Annotated in this window: 19 protein-coding genes; 5 read left to right on the top strand and 14 right to left on the bottom strand. The window is 64.6% G+C overall.

The features are described 5' to 3' along the window. Positions 1-254: 254 nt before the first annotated feature. Complete coding sequence (locus P6U24_RS14845) at positions 255-1,826, bottom strand: Do family serine endopeptidase (protein ID WP_407159832.1); 1,572 nt, start codon at positions 1,824-1,826, stop codon at positions 255-257. Positions 1,827-2,885: 1,059 nt separating this feature from the next. Further along, positions 2,886-3,452 (bottom strand): hypothetical protein, encoded by a 567-nt coding sequence (locus tag P6U24_RS14840; protein ID WP_407159831.1) that lies wholly within the window; start codon positions 3,450-3,452, stop codon positions 2,886-2,888. A 464-nt stretch (positions 3,453-3,916) separates the two neighbouring features. Here P6U24_RS14840 and P6U24_RS14835 point away from each other — a divergent pair, with 464 nt between their 5' ends. After that, complete coding sequence (locus P6U24_RS14835; protein ID WP_407159830.1) at positions 3,917-4,168, top strand: type II toxin-antitoxin system ParD family antitoxin; 252 nt, start codon at positions 3,917-3,919, stop codon at positions 4,166-4,168. Beyond that, positions 4,169-4,471 carry a type II toxin-antitoxin system RelE/ParE family toxin gene (locus tag P6U24_RS14830; protein ID WP_407159829.1) on the top strand — a complete coding sequence of 101 codons (303 nt, stop codon included), beginning with the start codon at positions 4,169-4,171 and terminating at the stop codon, positions 4,469-4,471. A gap of 101 nt (positions 4,472-4,572) precedes the next feature. Here the strand turns inward: P6U24_RS14830 and P6U24_RS14825 are convergent, their stop codons facing one another. From P6U24_RS14825 to P6U24_RS14775, 11 genes are all read right to left on the bottom strand, one after another. After that, positions 4,573-5,151 carry a helix-turn-helix domain-containing protein gene (locus P6U24_RS14825; protein WP_407159828.1) on the bottom strand — a complete coding sequence of 193 codons (579 nt, stop codon included), beginning with the start codon at positions 5,149-5,151 and terminating at the stop codon, positions 4,573-4,575. A 496-nt stretch (positions 5,152-5,647) separates the two neighbouring features. Beyond that, entirely contained in the window at positions 5,648-6,991 is a 1,344-nt protein-coding gene (locus P6U24_RS14820) for a methyl-accepting chemotaxis protein (RefSeq protein WP_407159827.1), read from the bottom strand. Between the two features lie 117 nt (positions 6,992-7,108). Then, positions 7,109-7,597: a cytochrome c-type biogenesis protein gene (locus tag P6U24_RS14815; RefSeq protein WP_407159826.1), complete on the bottom strand. Its 489-nt coding sequence runs from the start codon at positions 7,595-7,597 to the stop codon at positions 7,109-7,111. 5 nt (positions 7,598-7,602) lie between these two features. Continuing rightward, positions 7,603-9,582, bottom strand: a complete 1,980-nt coding sequence (locus P6U24_RS14810; RefSeq protein ID WP_407159825.1) for a heme lyase CcmF/NrfE family subunit — start codon at positions 9,580-9,582, stop codon at positions 7,603-7,605. Further along, positions 9,579-10,112, bottom strand: coding sequence for a cytochrome c maturation protein CcmE (ccmE, locus tag P6U24_RS14805; RefSeq protein WP_407159824.1), 534 nt, complete (start codon positions 10,110-10,112; stop codon positions 9,579-9,581). Before ccmE ends, P6U24_RS14810 begins: the two co-directional genes overlap by 4 nt. A gap of 31 nt (positions 10,113-10,143) precedes the next feature. Further along, a complete protein-coding gene (gene ccmI / locus P6U24_RS14800) occupies positions 10,144-11,265 on the bottom strand; it encodes a c-type cytochrome biogenesis protein CcmI (protein WP_407159823.1) in 1,122 nt (373 codons plus the stop codon). Between the two features lie 152 nt (positions 11,266-11,417). Continuing rightward, a complete protein-coding gene (locus P6U24_RS14795; protein WP_407160465.1) occupies positions 11,418-11,687 on the bottom strand; it encodes a hypothetical protein in 270 nt (89 codons plus the stop codon). 113 nt (positions 11,688-11,800) lie between these two features. Further along, entirely contained in the window at positions 11,801-13,234 is a 1,434-nt protein-coding gene (locus tag P6U24_RS14790) for a hypothetical protein (RefSeq protein ID WP_407159822.1), read from the bottom strand. 159 nt (positions 13,235-13,393) lie between these two features. After that, the gene (locus P6U24_RS14785) at positions 13,394-14,770 is read right to left on the bottom strand and encodes an ATP-binding protein (RefSeq protein ID WP_407159821.1); all 1,377 of its coding nucleotides are present in this window, start codon (positions 14,768-14,770) and stop codon (positions 13,394-13,396) included. A 67-nt stretch (positions 14,771-14,837) separates the two neighbouring features. After that, entirely contained in the window at positions 14,838-15,509 is a 672-nt protein-coding gene (locus P6U24_RS14780; protein ID WP_407159820.1) for a response regulator transcription factor, read from the bottom strand. 375 nt (positions 15,510-15,884) lie between these two features. Continuing rightward, positions 15,885-16,037 carry a hypothetical protein gene (locus P6U24_RS14775; RefSeq protein ID WP_407159819.1) on the bottom strand — a complete coding sequence of 51 codons (153 nt, stop codon included), beginning with the start codon at positions 16,035-16,037 and terminating at the stop codon, positions 15,885-15,887. A 221-nt stretch (positions 16,038-16,258) separates the two neighbouring features. Between P6U24_RS14775 and P6U24_RS14770 the strand changes: the two genes are divergently transcribed. The 3 genes from P6U24_RS14770 (at position 16,259) to P6U24_RS14760 (ending at position 19,139) form a co-directional block, all read left to right on the top strand. After that, positions 16,259-17,233 carry a Ku protein gene (locus P6U24_RS14770; protein ID WP_407159818.1) on the top strand — a complete coding sequence of 325 codons (975 nt, stop codon included), beginning with the start codon at positions 16,259-16,261 and terminating at the stop codon, positions 17,231-17,233. A 123-nt stretch (positions 17,234-17,356) separates the two neighbouring features. After that, on the top strand, positions 17,357-18,112 hold the full coding sequence (locus tag P6U24_RS14765; protein ID WP_407159817.1) for a ThuA domain-containing protein: 756 nt from the start codon (positions 17,357-17,359) through the stop codon (positions 18,110-18,112). A gap of 187 nt (positions 18,113-18,299) precedes the next feature. Then, complete coding sequence (locus tag P6U24_RS14760) at positions 18,300-19,139, top strand: universal stress protein (RefSeq protein ID WP_407159816.1); 840 nt, start codon at positions 18,300-18,302, stop codon at positions 19,137-19,139. 200 nt (positions 19,140-19,339) lie between these two features. Here P6U24_RS14760 and P6U24_RS14755 read toward each other — a convergent pair whose 3' ends face one another. Then, positions 19,340-19,504, bottom strand: coding sequence for a Flp family type IVb pilin (locus P6U24_RS14755; RefSeq protein WP_407159815.1), 165 nt, complete (start codon positions 19,502-19,504; stop codon positions 19,340-19,342). Positions 19,505-19,553: the final 49 nt, after the last annotated feature.

The raw sequence follows: 19,553 nt of genomic DNA, 5'->3' as shown, positions 1-19,553 counted from the left end.
GCGCCAACAGGTTAATCGGCACGAAGGGCGGGCGGTGAAGCTGGGGGACTTCACCGCCCTAGTGCCTTCCGACGGAGGGGGGCATATTCCAACGGAAGGATCATGGGGTGCGGGCAAAAAACCCGCCCCTGGAGGAAGAGACCGCCGGCGCGGGGGGCGATTGAGGCCGGCGACCCCCTCCATCTCGAAAGATCCGTGCACGATGGACGCGCACGAGTCTCAACCCTTGTCTCAGCGCCTGCTGAGCGCGCGCTTTAGCCCTTGGCGAGCGGCACCGCGACGAAGCGCGACTGGCCGCCGCTCTTCACACGCATCAGGACGCTGTTCTTGTTGTCGTTGTGGGCGGCGGCGATGGCCTCGCGGACATCGCCCGCGGAGTTCACGCCCTTGCCGGCCACTTCGAGGATGACATCGCCTTCCTTGAAGCCCCGCTCGGCGGCGGCGCTCTTGGGGTCGACCTCGGTCACCACCACGCCTTCCTTGCCGGCACCGGCGACACTGTTGGCCGGCGCCACGGTGAGGCCGAGCTTCGGCACGTCGGTACCGCGGCTGAGCTTGCCGCTGTCGCCATTGTCGTTATCGGCCTTGGCCTCGACCGTGTTCGGCAGCTTGCCGAGCGTCAGCTCGATGGTCTTCTCCTGGCCCTTGTGCAGCACGTTGAGCTTGACCGCGGTGCCCGGCGCAATGCCGCCGATGGTGCGGGCGAGCTCGCGCGCATCCTTCACCGGCTCGCCGTTGACCTGGGTGATGACATCGCCCGACTCGATGCCGGCCTTCGCCGCCGGGCCGTTCGCCTGCGGCTCCGCTACCAGCGCGCCCTCGGCCTTCTTCATGCCAAGGCTGTCGGCGATGTCCTGTGTGACGGGCTGAATCTGTACGCCGATCCAGCCGCGGCTGACCGAGCCGGTATCCTTGAGCTGCGCAACGACGCTCTTCACGGTGGCGGCGGGAATCGAGAACGCGATGCCGACGCTGCCGCCGGAGGGCGAGTAGATCGCGGTGTTGACGCCGACCACGTCGCCGGCGACGTTGAAGGCCGGACCACCCGAGTTGCCCTTGTTCACGGGCGCGTCGATCTGGATGAAATCGTCATACGGACCGTTGCCGATGTCGCGGCCCATCGCCGAGACGATGCCGGCCGTCACGGTGCCGCCGAGGCCGAAGGGGTTGCCGACCGCGAGCACCCAATCGCCGATCCGCGGCTTGCCTTCGGCAAGCTTGGCGAACGGGAAGTTCGAGCCGCCCTCGACCTTGATCAGCGCCAAATCAGTCCGCTGGTCGGTGCCGATCACCTTGGCCGTGTAGGTCTTGCCGTCATCGGTCGTGACCTCGACCTTGCTCGCGCCGTCGACCACATGGTTGTTGGTCACGGCATAGCCGTCAGCCGAGATGAAGAAGCCGGAGCCCTGCCCCGTGATCATGCGGCGGCCATTGCCGCGCAGGCCCGGGAAACCATCCTGGCCGCCGAAGCGGCGGAAGAAGCGCTCCATCGGCGAGCCCGGCTGGAACGGCGAGTCCTCGTCATTGCTGTCGTCCTTGGCGAGCTTCTCGTTGATGTTGACCTTCACCGAGATCACCGACGGCTTCACCCGCTCGACGATGTCGGCAAAGCCGATCGGCTGCGCGACCTTGCTGACCTCGTTGTTCACCTGCGCATGCGCAGGGGTCGAGAACAGGGCCGGCGCATTCGACGCGCCGAGCCCGTAGCCGGCAACGCCAAGCCCCGCGACCACCGAGGCCATCAGGGCGAACTTGCGCGCGGCAAGCAGCGAGCGGCGCGGCTGACGGGACGGGATGGACGAGAGATCGGTAGGACGTTCGGTCATTCGGCTTTCTCCAAGGAAGTCTGCAAGATACCTGGTCGTTGGGTGGCTGCTGCCAGCACCTCTATTTCAATGCTGAAGATGGTGTCGCGCGCCTTACGGCGTGCTGGCGAACGCGTTAAACTTCTGTAATGGTTGGACATGAAACCGCGGCAGAATGGCGCAGTCGGGGCGAGTTCCCCACCGGCAGGCGGCGTGGTGGCCAAGTGTGCCGGTTGTGAGGCCCGTAGGGCCCACTTCAAGCCCATTCCAGCCACTTCAGGACAGGCGCCGCGTTGCCGTGGCAGAGATCGCGCCTCGCCCGCCCGTCGTTCCCCGCGAAGGCGGGGAACCCACTACGCCGCAGCTTCTCCATTCAATCACCGCTGTCTCGGAATAGTGGATGCTCCGCCGGAGCCTGTCATCCGGCCGGCCGGAGGCCGGACCGGGTGGCGGAGCATGACGATTGAATATGCCGCCGCGTTCTCGCGACACGACATGCCCGAGTGATGCTCAATAGCTCCACCCTCCTCAACATAGAGGGCACAGGGAAGGCCGGGCGCTAGCCGCGCCCGTGGCCCGCCTGCAGAAAAGAAAGCAGGCGGCAGTCACCACAGGTCTGGCCGAACACGCCCGGCCTTCCCTGCGCGATGGTGTTAACGCTTATACGTGCTCTCCTCGGGGACCGGCTCTCTTGCCCCCGTCGCCCGCGCGCTCGTCGCTGCGCCGACTTGACCTCAGCACCGGGAGGCCAGGACCACACGATTTCACGTCCGCGTCATGCCGTTCGTCCGCGCGTAACACACGCTGCGACACGCCCGCGTCCACCGCATTCCGTTGCCAACGTCCGTGACGATCGCGATACGTCCCCTCAGCGGAACGGAACGGCCGGAGGATACGGCTGATTTGGGCGAAGCGACAAGCGATTTATGTTTTTCCGAAGAGCTTGATTTTCGCAAACAGGGGCGATTTGCCCGACGGCTTGGAGCTTGGCTCTCCAAGCAGGAGCGTCGTCGCTATCCGTCCGAAAGCACGCGCATTACGCTCGCTTGGAGTTTTGACGTTCGTGACCCATAGCGGAGTTCAACCTGCATAGGCGAAGATTACTCGTTTGGCCTTCGGTATGACGATAACCAGCCCAGTCCTGCCGTGCGAGTAGAAGCTTCCAGGTTTCGAGACTGCATCGTTCACCAGCGACTCCACGGAGGGATCAACGACAATTCCGAAGCCGTATTTGTCGAGGTAACTTGATATCTTTCTTCCAAACTTGGCGTCAGGCCATTCGTCATCCCCTTCAGCTATCGGCGTCTCATGCCACTCTGAGTGTGTTCGCTGAAAGCCAATTCGTCGCGCAACATTTTCAGGGCGATTGAAGAAGCTCATGCCTTCTGTGGTGATCTTGTTGGCTACCGCGGCAGATAGGCCGTACATTAAAATGCCAGTCTCGTTGTCTCCCGCTAACGGCAGGAGAATCGATCCCCAATTCTCCTCGTTTGAATACAGGATGCCCGTTACTTCGAGGTCTGCAGGCACAAGGTTTATGTGATGTTGATATTCTATCAGCTTGAAAAATCCATACGAAGCAGCAACGAGTACGATCACGGGCGTAAGGCAACCCGAAGCAAGACGCTGCATACGTTGTTTGGCCAAGGGGAATTTCCTATCGAACTTTGTCCAGGCTAGGCCAAGCATTCGATGTTGCTCTCCCTACGGTGACAAGCGTCTTTCCTGCCAAGATTCGGCAAAAGGGTCAGCGGTAGGTGCGGGCTCGTCCGGTTCTGTGAGCATTTGTCCGGGTGCCTGCCCACTCAACTTTGCTGTCCGAAGCGACGTCGGCGTTGGCCCTTCTGTAACCTAGTACGTAGGGCGGGTCAGTTAGCCGAAGGCGTACCCCGCTGCGCCGCCTTCTTGGGCCGACCATGGCTCGATGGCGCTGGGGCCTGCTCGTGATCGGCTTGATCTGCAATCTCCTGGTCCTGCCGGTTGCCAATCCGCCCTGCGGCAACTGGCCAGCCCCAGATCGCAGATTCCTGACGGTTTGGATGTGTCGCAGGCTTACGGGGGTTGCCAAGGCAGGCAGAGCTTCCCATAGTTGACACTTGGAGCAGACAAAGATGAATGTGAACGTCTCATTGACCGACGAGCTCAACGATTTCGTCCAGGCGCAAGTCTCGAGCGGACGCTATGGCTCCGCAGACGAAGTCGTGCGCGAGGCGCTTCGGTTGCTGGAAGAAGCAGAAGCATCCCGTCTTGCATTCCTCCGAGCGGCTTGGGCCGAAGGGCAAGCCAGCGAGGATGCCGGCCCGCTCGACGGCTCGTCCATCAAGGAGCAGGCCCGCCGCGGCCCGAGAAGCTCGGGCCGGTAAGTGGGCGAGGTACGCCTTTCCAAGCTTGCGCAGGACGATTTGGTCGAGATTTGGCGTCGGATCGCCGCGGATAACGGGCCAGCAAACGCGGATCGCTGGATCGATCGTATCGAAGCCAGATTGCGTCAGCTCGCTGTCTTCCCGGAATCTGGACCAGCCCGGTCCGATATCGCGCCCGCGGCGAGAATACTGGTCATCGCGCGATGGCTTGTTCTCTATCAGACGGAAACGGCAGGGGTGCGCATCATACGGATCGTGGATGCTTCCCGGAACTTGGGCGAAATCGACATCTCGGATGAATAACTGACGCGGCGCGGGAGTTAGTCGAATTCCCCGAGCGTAGCCCGCATGAGCGACAGCGACATGAGGGACCGAGCACCCGCATATCGCTTCGCTCATGCGGGCTACGGCCACCGCGAGCGCTCACTCACCTTCTGCCGCCGCCACTCGCCGGGGCTGGTGCCGACCAGGCGGGTGAAGGTCCGGGTGAAGTGGCTCTGCTCGGAGAAGCCGCACTCCAGCGCGATTTGCGCCAAAGACAGCGTCGACCACAGCAAGAGGTCCTTCGCGCGTTCGAGCCGGCGCTGCACCAGCCAGCGATGGGGCGTCAGGCCGGTGGTCTTCTTGAAGGTGCGACCGAACTGGCTGAGCGACAGATTGCAGCGGCGCGCCACCTCATCTAACCGCACGCCGGTGGCGAGCCCTGCCCGCAGCATGGCTTCCGCGCGGCGTTGCTGCCATGGAGCCAGGCCGCCGACGAGCGGAGCAGCGGACGGCACGCTGCCATAGGCCGCGGCGAAATGGGCGCGAAGCGCGACCGCGCTGTGCGGCACGGCTGGCGAATTGGGCTCGCGGACATCGCCGATCACGGACGCCACATCATCGCGCTGCTCGGCCGCGGGAGGCCTGGTGCGGCTGCAGGGCGGCGGCTCGCCGATGCCGGGCCGGCCGGCGGCCTCAGTCGCGTTGCGCCGGGCAGCCATGCAGGCGAACTCCTCTCATGTGCGGACCGTCGTCAGGACAGCCAGGGGTCGCAGATGAGCTCGCGCATCGGTTCGAGGATCATGTGATAGCCGCGCCCGCGGTCCGTCCGCACGCGGAACAATTCGCGGTGCGTGTTACGCGAACATTTCAAGCGGCCGGAGACGCGTTGCGGCGGCAATGTCGGACAGCCGTGAGCATCTGCTCTACCTGAGCTGCTACGGCCGCAGACACGGCAACGGTGCAAGCTCGTGCCACTCTCTGGCGTCATTCCCCGCGAAAGCCAGGAATCTATTACGCCGCGGCTTCTCGGGCACGAGAGCCTTTTCCGTTTCCGATTGAATCGGAACGGAGGCTCTAGCCTCTTGTTTTGACGCGTTTTCTTAACGCGAACCGGTATCCACTTCGCTTGAAAACGCTCTAACGACCGCCTCCGTGTACTGGATCCCCGCCTACCCGGGATGACCTGAGGATGTCGCTGCTCCGCGAGTCCGCCCGTCAGCTCGCCTTGACGCTGATGATGAAGGCGTCGACCTCGCGCTTCAGCGTCTCGGCCTGCTGGGACAGCTCGACAGCGGCGTCGCGGGCGTCGGTGGCCATGCGGCCGGTGTCGGCCGAGGTCGAGGTGATCTGCGCGATGTGCTTGGAGACATCGAGCGTGCCGCGCGCGGCCTCCTGGACGCTCTTGGAGATGTCCTGGGTGGCGTTGCGCTGCTGAGCGGTGTCGACCTCGATGCCCGACATGATGGCGCTGATCTCGGACAGCGTGGCCGAGATGCCCTCCATCGCGCCGCGGGTCTCGGCGGTGATGCCCTGGATGCTGGCGACATGCGCCGAGATTTCGTCGGTCGCCTTGCTGGTCTGATGGGCGAGGTTCTTCACTTCCGATGCGACCACCGAAAATCCCTTGCCGGCCTCCCCTGCCCGCGCCGCCTCGATGGTGGCGTTGAGCGCAAGCAGATTGGTCTGCGAGGCGATCGCCTGCACCAGCTGCACCACGGCGCCGATCTTCTCCGCCGCCTCCGACAGCGCGTGGATGGTGTCGCGGCTCTTTGCGGCTTGCGCGGCGGCACCCTCGGCGCGCTGGGTCGCATCGGTGACGCGGCGGCTGATGGTGCCGATCGACTGCGTCATCTCCTCCGCGGAGCCCGCCACGGTCTCGACGCTGCGATTGGCGTGGCCCGCCGCGCTTTCGACCGCACCAGCCTTGCTGGAGGTGTCGTTCGCGGCCCTGGACAGCGTCTCGGCGTTGCTCTTCAGCCGGACCGCCGATGAGGCGAGGCTGCCGACCACGCTGGCGACGAGGCCATTGAAGCCCTGGATGCGCTCGTCGAGATAGCGCGAGCGCTCGGCCTGGCGTTGCGCCTCCTGCAACTCGCGCTCCGTCAGGCGCTGCCGCTCGATGCCGTTGGTCTTGAACACTTCGAGCGCGCCGGCCAGGAGGCCGATCTCGTTGGCGCGGCCGAGGCCTGGAATCTTGGTCTCGTATTTCTGGTCGGCGACGTCGCGCATCGCGCGCACCATTGCCGCCAAGGGGCGCAGGATGCCGTTCTGGACCGCGCCATAGGCGGCGGCGCAGACGGCGATCGCGAACAGCGCGATCAAAACGCAGGCGGTGAGAAAATAGGAGAACGCCGACTGAGCCTGCTGATAGATCTGCATGGCGTGATCGCGGGACGGCCCGCTCAGCGCGGCGAAATCCGACGACAGGCTGGTGATCTGGTTGTTCAGATAGAGCACGGCAATGAAGCCGGTGCCGCCGCCGATCGCGAGCAACAGCAGCAGCGAAGCGACGACGGCTCCAACGAGGAATCGGATGGTCAAATTGCTGTTGGAAAACATCGGCCTCTACCTGACGCAAGTCGCGAATTGGAGCGACAACGTTTCAGGCAAAGGTAAAGATCGATGTAAGCCCCGCGCCCGTTGGCGCGTGACAGCGCCTACGTATGATCCCGGAGGTCAGGTCTGTCGCTGCGGCGGATCGGTCGACATCAGCGCGGCGATGCGGGCCTCCTCGTCCGCCGTGAGGCCCGCAGGAGCGTGCGCATTGCGCCTGGCGCGCCGGCGCGCCTGCAGCCACAGTGCAAGCCCGCCGCCGATCAGAAGCAGCGGCGTTAAGAGCCACAGCAGCAGGGTCTCCCGCTCGAAGCGGGGCCTCAGCAGCACGAACTGGCCATAACGCGCGACCAGGAAATCGATCACCTGATGATCGCTGTCGCCGGCGGCGATGCGCTCGCGCACCAGAAGGCGCAGGTCGCGCGCCAAGGGCGCCTCGGAATCGTCGATCGACTGGTTCTGGCAGACCATGCAGCGCAATTCACGCGACAGATCGCGCGCGCGCGCCTCCTTCGCCGGATCGGACATGATCTCGTCGGGCTGCACCGCATGAGCAAGTGGCGCCGCGATCAGCGCGACGGCGAACGAGAGCGAGATGAGAATGCGTCGCATCCGGCCTACTCCGCCGGCTGCAGCGCGCGGGCACGCGCCGGCTGCGGCGCGCCGACACGCAATCTGCGATCCGACAGCGACAGCAGCCCACCGAACGCCATCAGCACCGGTCCGAACCAGATCAGCAGCACCAACGGCTTGTGATAGACGCGCACGGCCATGCCGCCGTCGGCGGTCGCGTCACCGAGAGAAATGTAGAGCTGGCTGACGCCGCGCGTCATCAGCGCCGCCTCGGTGGTCGACATGCCGCGCGTGGTGAAGGTGCGCTTCGACGGCGTCATCACCGCGAGCGGCTTGCCGGCCGCGCTGACCTTGAAGGTGCCGACGACCTCGTTGAAATTCGGGCCCTGCCGCTGCTGCATGCCCTCGAAGGTCAGCTCGTAGCCGGCGATCGGCCTGGCGTCGCCCGGATGCATGGTGCCGATATATTCGCTGTTCCAGGTGGTCTCGCAGACGATGCCGATCAGCGCGACGCCGAGCCCGGCATGGGCGAACGCCGTGCCCCACACCGAGCGCGGCAGTCCGCGGGCCCGGTGCAGCGATATCACAAACGGAACACGCGCGAGCCCAACGCGCTCGACCAGATCGACCACGGCGCCGGCGATGACGAAGACAGCAAGGGCGATCGCCAGCGGCGCCAGCGCGCTGCCGCCGCGCGCCCAGGCCCACGCAATCGCAAGACCCACCAGCGCCGCAATGCCGGCGGCCAGCAGCCGCTGCGCGGCCCCGAGCAGATCGCCACGCTTCCAGGCCAGCATCGGCCCGAACGGCACCGCGATCAGGAGCGGCAGGAATAGCGGCCCGAAAGTCAGGTTGAAGAACGGCGCGCCGACCGAGATCTTCTCGCCCGTCAGCACCTCCAGCGCCAGCGGATAGAGCGTGCCGACGAACACAGTGGCGCAGGCCGTCGTCAGCAGCAGATTGTTGAGCACCAGCGCGCCCTCGCGCGAGATGGGCGCGAATAGCCCGCCCTGCTTGAGCGCGGTGGCGCGTCCTGCGAACAGCGTCAGGCTGCCGCCGATGAAGGCGCAGAGGATGACCAGGATGAAAATGCCGCGGCTTGGGTCGGTGGCGAAGGCGTGCACGGAGGTGAGCACGCCGGAGCGGACCAGGAAGGTGCCGAGCAGCGACAGCGAGAAGGTCAGGATCGACAAGAGAATGGTCCAGACCTTGAGCGCGTTGCGCTTCTCCATCACTAAGGCCGAATGCAACAGCGCAGTGCCGGCGAGCCAGGGCATCAGCGAGGCGTTCTCGACCGGGTCCCAGAACCACCAGCCGCCCCAGCCCAGCTCGTAATAGGCCCAGTAGGAGCCCATCGCGATGCCAAGGGTCAGGAAGATCCAGGCCATCAAGGTCCACGGTCGCACCCAGCGCGCCCAGGCCGCATCGATGCGGCCCTCGAGCAGCGCCGCGACGGCAAAGGAGAACGAGATCGAGAAGCCGACATAGCCGAGATAGAGCATCGGCGGATGCACTGCGAGGCCGATGTCCTGCAGCACCGGGTTGAGATCGCGCCCCTCGAGCGGCGGATTGGCGAGCCGCGCAAACGGATTCGAGGTGACCAGGATGAACAAATAGAAGGCGCTGGCGATCCAGGCCTGCACGGCGAGCACGCGCGCCCGCAAGGGCAGCGGCAGGTTGTTGCCGAAGGCTGCGACGAGGCCGCCGAACAGCGCCAGGATCGACACCCAGAGCAGCATCGAGCCCTCGTGATTGCCCCAGACGCCGGTGATCTTGTAGATCAGCGGCTTCATCGAGTGCGAGTTCTCGAACACGTTGGCGACGGAGAAGTCCGAGGTGACGTGCAGCGTCACCAAGAGCGCAAACGAGGTCAGCGCGAACACGAGCTGCGCCAGCGCCGCCGAGCGCGCCACGTTCATCAGCGCCGGATCGCGCAGGCGCGCCCCGACCATCGGGATGACGGATTGGATCAGGGCAAGGCCGAGCGCCAGCACCAGCGCGTAATGTCCGGTCTCGGCGATCACTGCACAGCTCCGTCGGCGGTCTTCTCCGCGGTAGTTTTCTCGTCATTTGCACGCATCGAGACCGGCCCCGGCTTATTCGGCGCAGCCTGCTTGCCGTAATCGTCCTTCCAATGGCCCTGCTTCTTCAGGGCATCGGCGACGTCCTTCGGCATGTAAGTTTCATCGTGCTTGGCGAGCACGGTGTCGGCGCGGAAGGTGCCGCCAGCGTCGAGCGAGCCTTCGGCGACGACGCCCTGCCCTTCGCGGAATAAGTCCGGCAGCAGGCCCTTGTAGGCAACAGGCAGCTTGGCGCCGCCGTCGGCGATCTCGAATGTCACGGCAAGATTCTCGCCGCGCACCAGCGAGCCCGGCTGCACCAGGCCGCCAAGGCGGAAGCGCCTGCCCGGGCCGATATGCTTTTCCGCGACCATGGTCGGGGTGGAGAAGAACACGATGGAGTCGCGCAGCGCATTGAGCACCAGCGCGGCCGCCACCGCGAGCACGGCGAGCGCGCCGCCGATGATGGTCAATCGCCTTTGCTTGCGTGTCATGCCAAAATCCCGATCGCAGGCGCCATCCTGCTCATCCATCCAGCCCGAACGTCTTGGCGCCCTCGTTGAGCTGCCGCAAACGCTCGGCATCATTGGCCATTGCGGCCCGCGCATCCGACAACGCCGCTTTGGCCTTTTCGGGATCGCCCATCACCATATAGGCGCGCATCAGCCGCAACCATCCTTCGACGTCATCGCCGTTCTGCTTCAGCCGCGCGGCGAGCCGCTCCACCATGCCGCGGATCATCGCCTCGCGGTCCGGCTCGGCCATGTCCTTGGCGGCCGCCATGGTCTCGGCCGGCAGCGCCGGAACCTCAGCGCCTGCCGGGGGCTGGCCGCCGCCGACCCGGCCGAGCGAGGCTGCGACCAGCGGCCGCCAGGGCGCATCCGCCGGCGCCTTCTCCAGCATCGCGCGCCAGATCGCGGCGGCGTCAGTCTTGCGGCCATCCTGCTCGGCGGCAAGGCCAAGGAAGTAGTTCGCCTTCGGCTCGTCGGCATCGGCCGCATGGGCGCGCTCGAACTCGGCCTTGGCCTCGGCGGTGACGACGCCGCCTGCGCTCGCGGCCAGAACCTCGCCGAGATCGGCCCGCAATCCAGGCTTGTCGCCGCCATATTTCAGCGCATTCCGATAGGCCTGGATCGCATCATCGGCGCGACCGAGCCGGGCCAGCACCGGCGCCAGCACGGTCCAGCCGCGCGCATCCTGCGGGTTCTTCGCAAGATGCTGCTCGACCTGGTTGACCAGGGCTTCCATCGGCTGCGCGCCGCCAGGCGCGCTCTTGCGCGCGAGCAGCGGAAAATCCGGCAGTTGCGGCGAGCCGAGCGGCAAATAGATCGCCAGCGCCACCAGCGGCAGCCCCACCAGCGCCAGCACGGCCACCGCCCGGCGCATGCCGATCGCGCTGCGCACCGGCAGATCGCTCTCCTGGTCGGCGGCCGCGAGCAGCCGGCGGCCGATTTCGACGCGGGCGGCCTCGGCCTCGGCCCTGCCGATCAGGCCGGTGGCGACGTCGCGCTCGATCTCCGCCAGCTGGTCCTTGTAGACCGACACCTCGCGGCCGTCCGCGGGCACACGCGCGCCAAGCCCCAGCGGCAGCAGGATGGCGAAGATCGCCGCGGCCGTCATCAGCGCGAACACGAACCAGAGGGTCATCAGGCGGGGTTCCAGGGAGCGCTCAAGGGGCAAGCGCCGTGCGCCGCTTTTAACCAGCACGGCTCCCACCGGCAATTCACAATCGACCGCTTGCTACCCTACCTTCAGAAGCCGAAAAACCCTGGGGATATTACGTAGTTAGCCGACATGCGTTAGGCGATGGCGAAATCGGCGCTCCTGGCCAGATCTTCGCCATGCGCATTGAGCGCCTTCAGGAAATAGGTTCCGGGCCTGACCTGTTCCGGCAAACGGATGCGCAACGATCCGACCGGCATCGGCGATGTGATGGTGATGACCGGTTCCGGCAGCGGCTCGCCGCTGGCCTTCTCGACCAGGACCACCTTGGCCCGAACCATCAGATTTCGGTAGGTCGCACGGATGATGCGGTTGTCGAATTCGACAAAATTGATAACAGAATTCATGATCGCAATGAAAAGAGGATTCGCGCATCGACGGTATGCTGTAGCCGCCGGCGCGGTCAACTATAAATTGTAGAAATCAGATCAGGGTGAATGAATTGCTAACGCGCGAGGGCTTAGCTCGCACGCGATGATTTGCGCTCGCCGCTTGTCGCATTCTCCGCTGCCCTGCTCATCAGGGCCGCGTAGTCATGACCAAACAGCACGCCGCAGAAGCGGATGGCGGCAGCGACCTGGGACTGCCGATAGGCACGCGCGCGCGCATCGCCGCTGCGCAGCGACTGCACCAGCGCCTCGGTGGCCTTCTCCACATATTGCTGCAGGTCGGTATAGGTGCGCAGCGTCACCTCGTTGATGGCGAGCTCGCTGGCATAGGTGCGGCAGACCGCGACGAATTCGATCAGCGCCGCGACCTCCTCGACCTCGCTCGTGTCGACGCCGGCGCCCGGCGGAATGTCCTTGTCGGCGCGCTGGCGCAGGATGCGCCTGACGCGCCCCGGGACGCTATCGATCTCCGACTGCAACGCGTTGGAAATGTCGGCCCTGAGCGCGGTGAGCTGCTTGCCCCAGGTCGATTCGCTGCGCAGGTCGAGCTCGGTGCGCAGGCCGCGGACGCCGTCATGCAGCGTCTTCAACGTGTCGCCGATATGGGCGAAGTGGCCGCGCCTGATGTCGGCGCGCAAGCTGGCCGCGAGCGTTGCCAGATCGTGCAGCGCGATGGTGACGGCGACGCCATAGGCCGTCGCGGCCACCCTGATCTCGTCGTCGGAGGCTGCGATCTTGGTCGCCAGGCGGATGATCTGCCAGGGCGCGGCGAGCCGCTGCGTGACCGTGGACAGCGCGAAGGGCAGCATCTGCGGCGTCTGCAGCGACGGCACGTTGATCGCCTCGGTCACCGAGGCGATCTGGGAATCGCCGAGCGCCCTGATAATGCTGGGCAGGCGGCCATTGAGGCCGTCCAGCGCCTCGCGATTCTGCAGCACCAGCGCGATCGGCAAGAGGTCGTCGATCACGCTCTGGGTGCCGATCCGGCTGAGCGCGCGCTGCCGGTCGCCGGTCGCCTGCGGGCCGACCAGCTTGAGCAGCGCCTCGGCGGTGGCGAGCTGCAGTTTCCGCGCCGCCACCTCGACCTCGCGCGAGCTCTCGCCTGACGTCGCGATGGCGTCCTCGTAGTCGCGGGTCTTTTCCGGGGCGCCTTCGCGGCCAAGCCACATCCAGACCGGCAGCAACGAGGCGCGGCGAATCTGGCCCGGCCGAACTGCGCCGGTGCTGTCGGTGAGAAACGGCTCGAGCGGCCGGAACAGCCGGCGCGGCGCATCGCCGCTGTGTCGCCTGTCCTCAGGAGTTTTCGGGCGCGACGCCTCCTCGACGCGCGGACGCGCCTCGGGCGCGGGACGTGCCACCTTGCGGAGCTGATCGAGCACCAGCGTCGCGACAGCCACATCCTGGCCGCGCTCGATCGCACGCTCGAACTCCCGCATCAGGAGCGCCTGCGCGGCTGGCGGCAGTTGCCCCAGATATTCCCTTAACCGCTCTTGTGTCTGACCCATGGGCCGGCGTGCAGATGTCGAAGCTTAAAGACGGCAAGACGCGCGTCACCGAAACCCACCTTAGAGGTCGCGGTATTAAGAACACGTTGAGGACGGCGGATTTCCCGCCCCACTCTGGTACGGCCACCTCTCATGCGAGACGGCGTCACCTGCGCCGCATCAGATGCATGGCAGCTTCAGCTCGGCCCTGAGGCCGCCGATTGGCGCGTCGCTGAGCGTCAGATGGCCGCCATAGAGCGCCGCAAGATCGCTGACGATCGACAGCCCGAGCCCCGATCCCGGCTTCGATTCGTCCAGGCGCTGGCCGCGGCGGGAGACCTGGGCGCGCTCGGTCGCCGACAATCCGCGCCCGTCATCGTCGACAATGATCCGCAAGGTCGGCGGCGCGCCGGCCTGCGCCGGCGGCTCGACGCTGGCCTCGATCGAGACCCGCGAGGACGCCCATTTGCAGGCGTTGTCGACGAGGTTGCCGGTCATCTCGTCAAGATCCTGACGCTCGCCGCGAAACCTCGCGGCGGGATCGGCCTTGGCCTCGATCAGGATGCCGCGGTCACGATGGATCTTCTCCATCGTCCGGCGGAGCGCCTCGATGGCGGGCGCCACCTCGGTGATGGTGCTGACGATGGTGACGCGGGCGGCGATGCGGGCCCGTTCGAGGTGATGGGCGACCTGGTCCCGCATCACGTCGGCCTGCTCCAGCACCTTGGCGGCGATCGGATCGGCGCGATGCGCGGTCGCCTCGTTGACGATCACCGACAGCGGCGTCTTGATCGCATGCGCGAGGTTGCCGACGTGGGTTCTGGCCCGCTCCACGATCTCCCGGTTGGCATCGATCAGCGCATTGGTCTCGCGCGCCAGTGGCGCGATCTCGACCGGAAACGCGCCCTCCAACCGCTCGGCGCGGCCGGAGCGGATGTCCGCAATCGCCTCCGAGATGCGCTTCAATGGCGCAAGGCCATAGCGCACCTGGAATAGCGTGGTCAGCAGCAGCACGATGCCGAGCGCGGTGAAGGTGCCACCGAGATAGTAGTCGAAGCTGCGGGTCTCGTCGAAGATCTCGGATGCGTCACCGGCGACGCTGACCAGGAATTTGCCGTCCGAGCCGAGATCGACCGGACGCTCCACCACACGCAGGTCCTGGTTCTCCGGTCCCTCGACATAGCCGATACGGATGCCGGCCGGCGACAGCTCGATCCCCTCGTCCTCCAGCTTGGGCAGCTTCTTGTCCCACAGCGAGCGCGAGGCCCGTACATCGGGCTTATCGGTGTCGGTGCGGGTGATCTGCCAGTACCAGCCCGAGAGCGGCAGCTCGAACAGAGGCTCGCCCAGCGACTGGAATTGGCGGTCGGGCGGATCGTCGGGGGTCGCGACCTCCGCGATCAGTGTCCTGAGATAGAGATTGAGCCTGCGGTCGAAGGCCCGCTCGGTCGCATTGCGATAGACCGAGGACAGCACGAAGCCGGTGATCGCGAGGATGACCACGAGCCACGCGGTCGCGGACAGGAACAACCGGGTGGCGAGCGAACTCTGGCGCATGGCGGCAAATTAGCGGAAGGAAGCGTGCGCGGCCACCTCGCAGTGCGAGGCGCCTGCCCTTCCGCGTTCAGGCGCCGGTCGGCGGCGGCGTCAAGAGATAGCCGAGCCCGCGCACGGTCTGGATGACGTCGCAGTCGAGCTTCTTCCTGATCCGGCCGACGAACACCTCGATGGTGTTGGAGTCGCGGTCGAAGTCCTGGTCGTAGAGATGCTCGACCAGCTCGCTGCGCGACACCACCCGTCCCGAATGGTGCATCAGATAAGAGAGCAGCCGATACTCATGCGAGGTCATCTTTACAGGGTTGCCGGAGACGCTGACCTTGCCGGTGCGGGTGTCGAGCGACACCGGCCCGCAGGTCAGTTCGCTCTGGGCATGACCGGCAGAGCGGCGCAGCAAAGCGCGGATGCGCGCCAGCACCTCCTCGAGGTGAAAGGGCTTGGCGACGTAGTCGTCGGCGCCCGCGTCGAAGCCCTGCACCTTATCGCTCCAGCGGTCGCGCGCGGTCAGGATCAGCACCGGCATGGCCCTGCCATTGCGGCGCCACGCCTCCAGCACCGAGATGCCGTCCATCTTGGGCAGGCCGATGTCGAGCACGACGGCGTCGTAGGGTTCGCTGTCGCCGAGATAGTGCCCCTCCTCGCCGTCAAAGGCGCGATCGACGACATAGCCGGCATCGCTGAGCGCAGTGGTGAGTTGACGATTGAGGTCGGGATCGTCCTCGACAACGAGCAGGCGCACGCTTGCCTCCAAAGCTGAAAACGCACGATTTCACTGCTCTAAGATGACCCGGACGGCCGTGAACCGTTCATGAACGGAACCCGCCGCTAAACGTTACTTTTTTGTCATCCGGCTTGGTTCGCCCCGGGGCAGACCCAGCCGTCTGCCGAGCAAGAAATCGCGCGCGATATAAGCGCCTGCGCTTCGATGTGGGAAGTCCTATCCACCGACGGCCAACGGAGAGTGCCGATCTCTCCCCTGGTCTCGGCCCTATGCCTGGAGCGTTCGAACCGTACTTAGGTAGGGACCGGGCTGCTCAGTAGGTCATGCATGATCTTGGGCAGTGCATAGGACGGCTCAAAGTGCGTTCGCTCCCCTCGCACCGCCAACCAACCTTCAGGTGTGGAAGAATGCGAACCAGACCAGGCCAAGGATCAGGAGCGCCAGCCCGGTCGAGATGGCCAACATCGCAAGCACGGACGGTCCTGGTTCTCCCTGACGGGCTTCGGTCGGGGTTTCGATGATCTGCTGATGTCGTCTGGTTGCCATGGCGCCTCAGCTCCCTGGAATCTGCAAAATGCGGCCTTCCGCCCTCTTCGTTGCAACGCCCGATCCAGACTGATGTTCCGGCCCGCGGCCCTGCGACCAGTTAACGCCAATGCGAGATTCCGCAGCCGCCATTGCTATGATTCGGTCGAGGCGAATGTTATCGTCATGCGTTGTCCCTCGCGTCGTTTTGCGTCCCGGTACGGTCCAGTTCGGAGTAGCTCATGGCCCCGCGCGCCAATTGGAAGGGTTTTTTACGGCTGTCGCTCGTGACCTGTCCGGTCGCGCTCTATCCGGCGACCTCTGAATCCGAGAAGGTCTCGTTCAACCAGATCAACCGCAAGACCGGGCACCGCATCAAGTACAGCAAGGTCGACGCAGAGACCGGCGAAGAGGTCGCCAACGACGACATCGTCAAGGGCTACAAGGTCGACACCGATACCTACATCGAGGTGACGAAGGAGGAGCTCGACGAGATCGCGCTCGAGTCCACCCACACGATCGAGATCGATGAGTTCGTGCCGCGCAGCGACATCGACAACCGCTATCTGATCCGCCCCTATTATCTCGTCCCTGACGGCAAGGTCGGCCACGACGCCTTCGCGGTGATCCGCGAGACGATCCGCAGCCTGAACAAGGTCGCCATCGGCCGCATCGTGCTGACCAACCGCGAGCACATCATCGCGCTGGAGCCGCTCGACAAGGGCCTGATGGGGACGCTGCTGCGCTACCCCTATGAGGTCCGCAACGAGCAGGAATATTTCGACGACATCCAGGACGTGAAGATCACGAAGGACATGCTGGATCTCGCCAAGCACATCGTCGAGAAGAAATCTGCCGACTTCGAGCCGGAGAATTTCGAGGACCATTACGAGGCCGCGCTGGTCGAGCTGATCAACAAGAAGCGGGCCGGCGTGCAGATCACGCCCAAGGCCGCACCGAAGGCGACCGGCAATGTGATCAGCCTGATGGATGCGCTCAAGCGCAGCCTGTCCAACGAGGCGGCGGCGCCCGGTGCTGCCGAGCCAAAGGCCAAAGCCAAGAAGCCGAAGAAGCGGATCGAGGGCCAGCGCGAGATGCTGCTGCCGATCAGCGGCAAGAAGGCCAAGGAAGCCGGCAAGGAGACGCAGAAGGCGGAGGAGCCGAAGAAGGCCGAGAAGCCGGTGCGCGCCCCTGCCCGCTCCAGGAAGGCCGGCTAGGCCGTGTACCTATGGCCAAGCCGAGGCCATCACTTGAACGGTGGGCGTTAAACGCGGCGCCGCACGGCGTGCCGGGCTGATATGTGCTAAGCTCTCCTGGCCGGCTGGCAGCGGGAGAGAATTGTGAGGCGACGCGAGTTCATCGCACTCGTCAGCAGCGCGGCGGCAATCCGACCGCTCGGCGCGCGTGCAGAGCGTCCGCCAGAACGTGTCCTCTATTTCACATACTCGGCCGGCTATCGGCACGATGTCATACCGCTTTCTGAGGCAATCCTGACACAGCTTGGAAGGGATTCGGGTGCCTTTGAGGTGATCGCAACGGAAGACTTGTCTGACTTTTCGACCGGAAAGCTCGATCGGTGCAGCGCCGTGATGTTCTACACATCAGGTGAAATTCCGATGAGCGCCGTCCAAAAGACAGCACTTCTCAACTTCGTGCGCTCGGGCGGTGGCTTCCTCGGCGTTCATTCGGCCACGGACACATTCTACACCTGGCCAGATTATCTCGATTTGATCGGAGGCTACTTCAATGGTCATCCCTGGCACCAGGGTGTGACGATCGACGTGGCTGATGCTGCAGATCCGCTGGTGGCGTTTCTCGGGAACTCGTTGCAGGTGAACGATGAAATCTACCAGATCAGCGACTTCGACTATCGTGGGTCACGCGTGCTCCTGCGGCTTGACCCAAGCTCGGTGGACCTCCGCAAGGCCGGTGTGCATCAACGCTTCTATGGCTGGCCGCTCGCCTGGAAACGATTTTTCGGCGAAGGGCGAGTATTCTATTCGGCGCTCGGCCATGAGGCGTCAGTCTGGCAGGACCCGCGCTACCAGAGAATCCTCACAAGCGCTATCCTCTGGTCTACGAGAAGGTCGGCCTAGTGTTAAGTGATTGCTATAACGGGCCAGAAGGCGACATTGCTGGCGCTTATTCGATCCAGGTAGGGCAGTCGGTCGAACTCTCGGGATCAATATCTTGGCGGTCTTGCCTCGAAGGTTTAGCATGTCGAAAGTTAGCGCCAATTGACGCGCTTTGGACTATCTTCATTCGCTGGGCGGGGAGGCGTCGATGAAGACGATCTTGGTGCCAACCCAAAACGTTCCGGGCATGAAATCCACCCTCGAGACTGCGGTGCTGCTCGCGCAGCGCACGGGCGCTTATATCGAGGGTGTTCCACTCTGGTTGGGCGCCCCTGAGTTTGTCCCGACAGAGTTTGCCAGCAGCTTTTCCATGGACGCCTATCGAGCGCGGCGCGAAGAAGCAACAGCGGAGGCGCGCAAGCTGTTCGAGACCGTCATGCAGGAGCATGGTCTTGCCGCCACCAGAAAGATCGCGGACCAGCCTTGGTTTGGCTGGTTCGCCGCGGCGCCGCCGGGTGAAGATCTCGTCGGAAACCATGGCCGCACGTTCGATGTCATCGTCATGAGCAGGCCGGACACCGATACGGGCGCTCCCTATCAACGCGCGATCGAGTCGGGACTCTTCGAAAGCGGCAGACCTGTTCTGCTGTCGCCACCAATCGCTCCGAAGCAGATCGCGACCAACATCATGATTCACTGGAATGGCAGTACCGAGCAGGCCCGCGCCAACGCTCTGGCCTTGCCATTGCTACGTTTGGCCGAACGCGTGACCGTATTGACCGTTATCGGAGGGCAAGGAGTGCCAGGTCCGTCCGCCGATCAGGTGCGCAAGCAATTGCGATATAACGGGATCGCCGCCGAGCCCATGAACATTGAACTGGAAGGCCGCAGCACCGGTGAAGCGGTCCTCGCCGCCGCCAAGGCGCAAGGGTGCGATCTGTTGGTCAAGGGAGCCTTCACAAGGCACAGGCTGCGGCAGATGATTTTCGGCGGCACTACGAGCCACATCATGCATCACGCGGACTTGCCATTGCTGATGGCGCATTGAACCAGCATTCCGGCGTTGCCCTCACAGGTCATGCTGCGGATTTCGACCGTCGTCGGCTCCGGGTCCAAAAGCGCAAATTCGGCCTCGACATGATGATTTCCGGTTTGGCCCGATGATCGGACGTCTTCGGCGCCAAGAGCACTGCGGCCGCGCCTCATGAAATATGCTGCTGAAGCACCGCTTCTATTACTGGAGTTCTATTACTGGAGCGAGTTGTTCACCGAATTGAACTTGCCGCTCAGCGTGGTGCCCATGCCGTTGACGGCGGTCACGATCAGAATGCTGATGCCGCCGGCAATGATTGCATATTCGATCGCGGTGGCGCCGGACTGGTCCTTCAGGAATCTCGAGATCAACTTGCGCATTCCAAACTCCCGCTGACCGTTGAAGGTCGACCCTCGCGCAGCGTGATCG

It is taken from the genome of Bradyrhizobium sp. STM 3557 (genome assembly GCF_045571465.1).
In the GTDB taxonomy this organism is placed as follows: Bacteria; Pseudomonadota; Alphaproteobacteria; order Rhizobiales; family Xanthobacteraceae; genus Bradyrhizobium.
The sequence above is the reverse complement of the archived record's forward strand: the minus strand, read 5'-3'. Positions and strand labels throughout refer to the sequence as shown.

What these genes read in the sequence shown, in the direction of transcription:
- P6U24_RS14845 (WP_407159832.1), bottom strand. Translation starts at nt 1,826, where the DNA reads ATGACCGAACGTCCTACCGATCTCTCGTCCATCCCGTCCCGTCAGCCG.
- P6U24_RS14835 (WP_407159830.1), top strand. Translation starts at nt 3,917, where the DNA reads ATGAATGTGAACGTCTCATTGACCGACGAGCTCAACGATTTCGTCCAG.
- P6U24_RS14825 (WP_407159828.1), bottom strand. Translation starts at nt 5,151, where the DNA reads ATGGCTGCCCGGCGCAACGCGACTGAGGCCGCCGGCCGGCCCGGCATC.
- P6U24_RS14820 (WP_407159827.1), bottom strand. Translation starts at nt 6,991, where the DNA reads ATGTTTTCCAACAGCAATTTGACCATCCGATTCCTCGTTGGAGCCGTC.
- P6U24_RS14815 (WP_407159826.1), bottom strand. Translation starts at nt 7,597, where the DNA reads ATGCGACGCATTCTCATCTCGCTCTCGTTCGCCGTCGCGCTGATCGCG.
- ccmE (WP_407159824.1), bottom strand. Translation starts at nt 10,112, where the DNA reads ATGACACGCAAGCAAAGGCGATTGACCATCATCGGCGGCGCGCTCGCC.
- ccmI (WP_407159823.1), bottom strand. Translation starts at nt 11,265, where the DNA reads ATGACCCTCTGGTTCGTGTTCGCGCTGATGACGGCCGCGGCGATCTTC.
- P6U24_RS14795 (WP_407160465.1), bottom strand. Translation starts at nt 11,687, where the DNA reads ATGAATTCTGTTATCAATTTTGTCGAATTCGACAACCGCATCATCCGT.
- P6U24_RS14790 (WP_407159822.1), bottom strand. Translation starts at nt 13,234, where the DNA reads ATGGGTCAGACACAAGAGCGGTTAAGGGAATATCTGGGGCAACTGCCG.
- P6U24_RS14785 (WP_407159821.1), bottom strand. Translation starts at nt 14,770, where the DNA reads ATGCGCCAGAGTTCGCTCGCCACCCGGTTGTTCCTGTCCGCGACCGCG.
- P6U24_RS14775 (WP_407159819.1), bottom strand. Translation starts at nt 16,037, where the DNA reads ATGGCAACCAGACGACATCAGCAGATCATCGAAACCCCGACCGAAGCC.
- P6U24_RS14770 (WP_407159818.1), top strand. Translation starts at nt 16,259, where the DNA reads ATGGCCCCGCGCGCCAATTGGAAGGGTTTTTTACGGCTGTCGCTCGTG.
- P6U24_RS14760 (WP_407159816.1), top strand. Translation starts at nt 18,300, where the DNA reads ATGAAGACGATCTTGGTGCCAACCCAAAACGTTCCGGGCATGAAATCC.
- P6U24_RS14755 (WP_407159815.1), bottom strand. Translation starts at nt 19,504, where the DNA reads ATGCGCAAGTTGATCTCGAGATTCCTGAAGGACCAGTCCGGCGCCACC.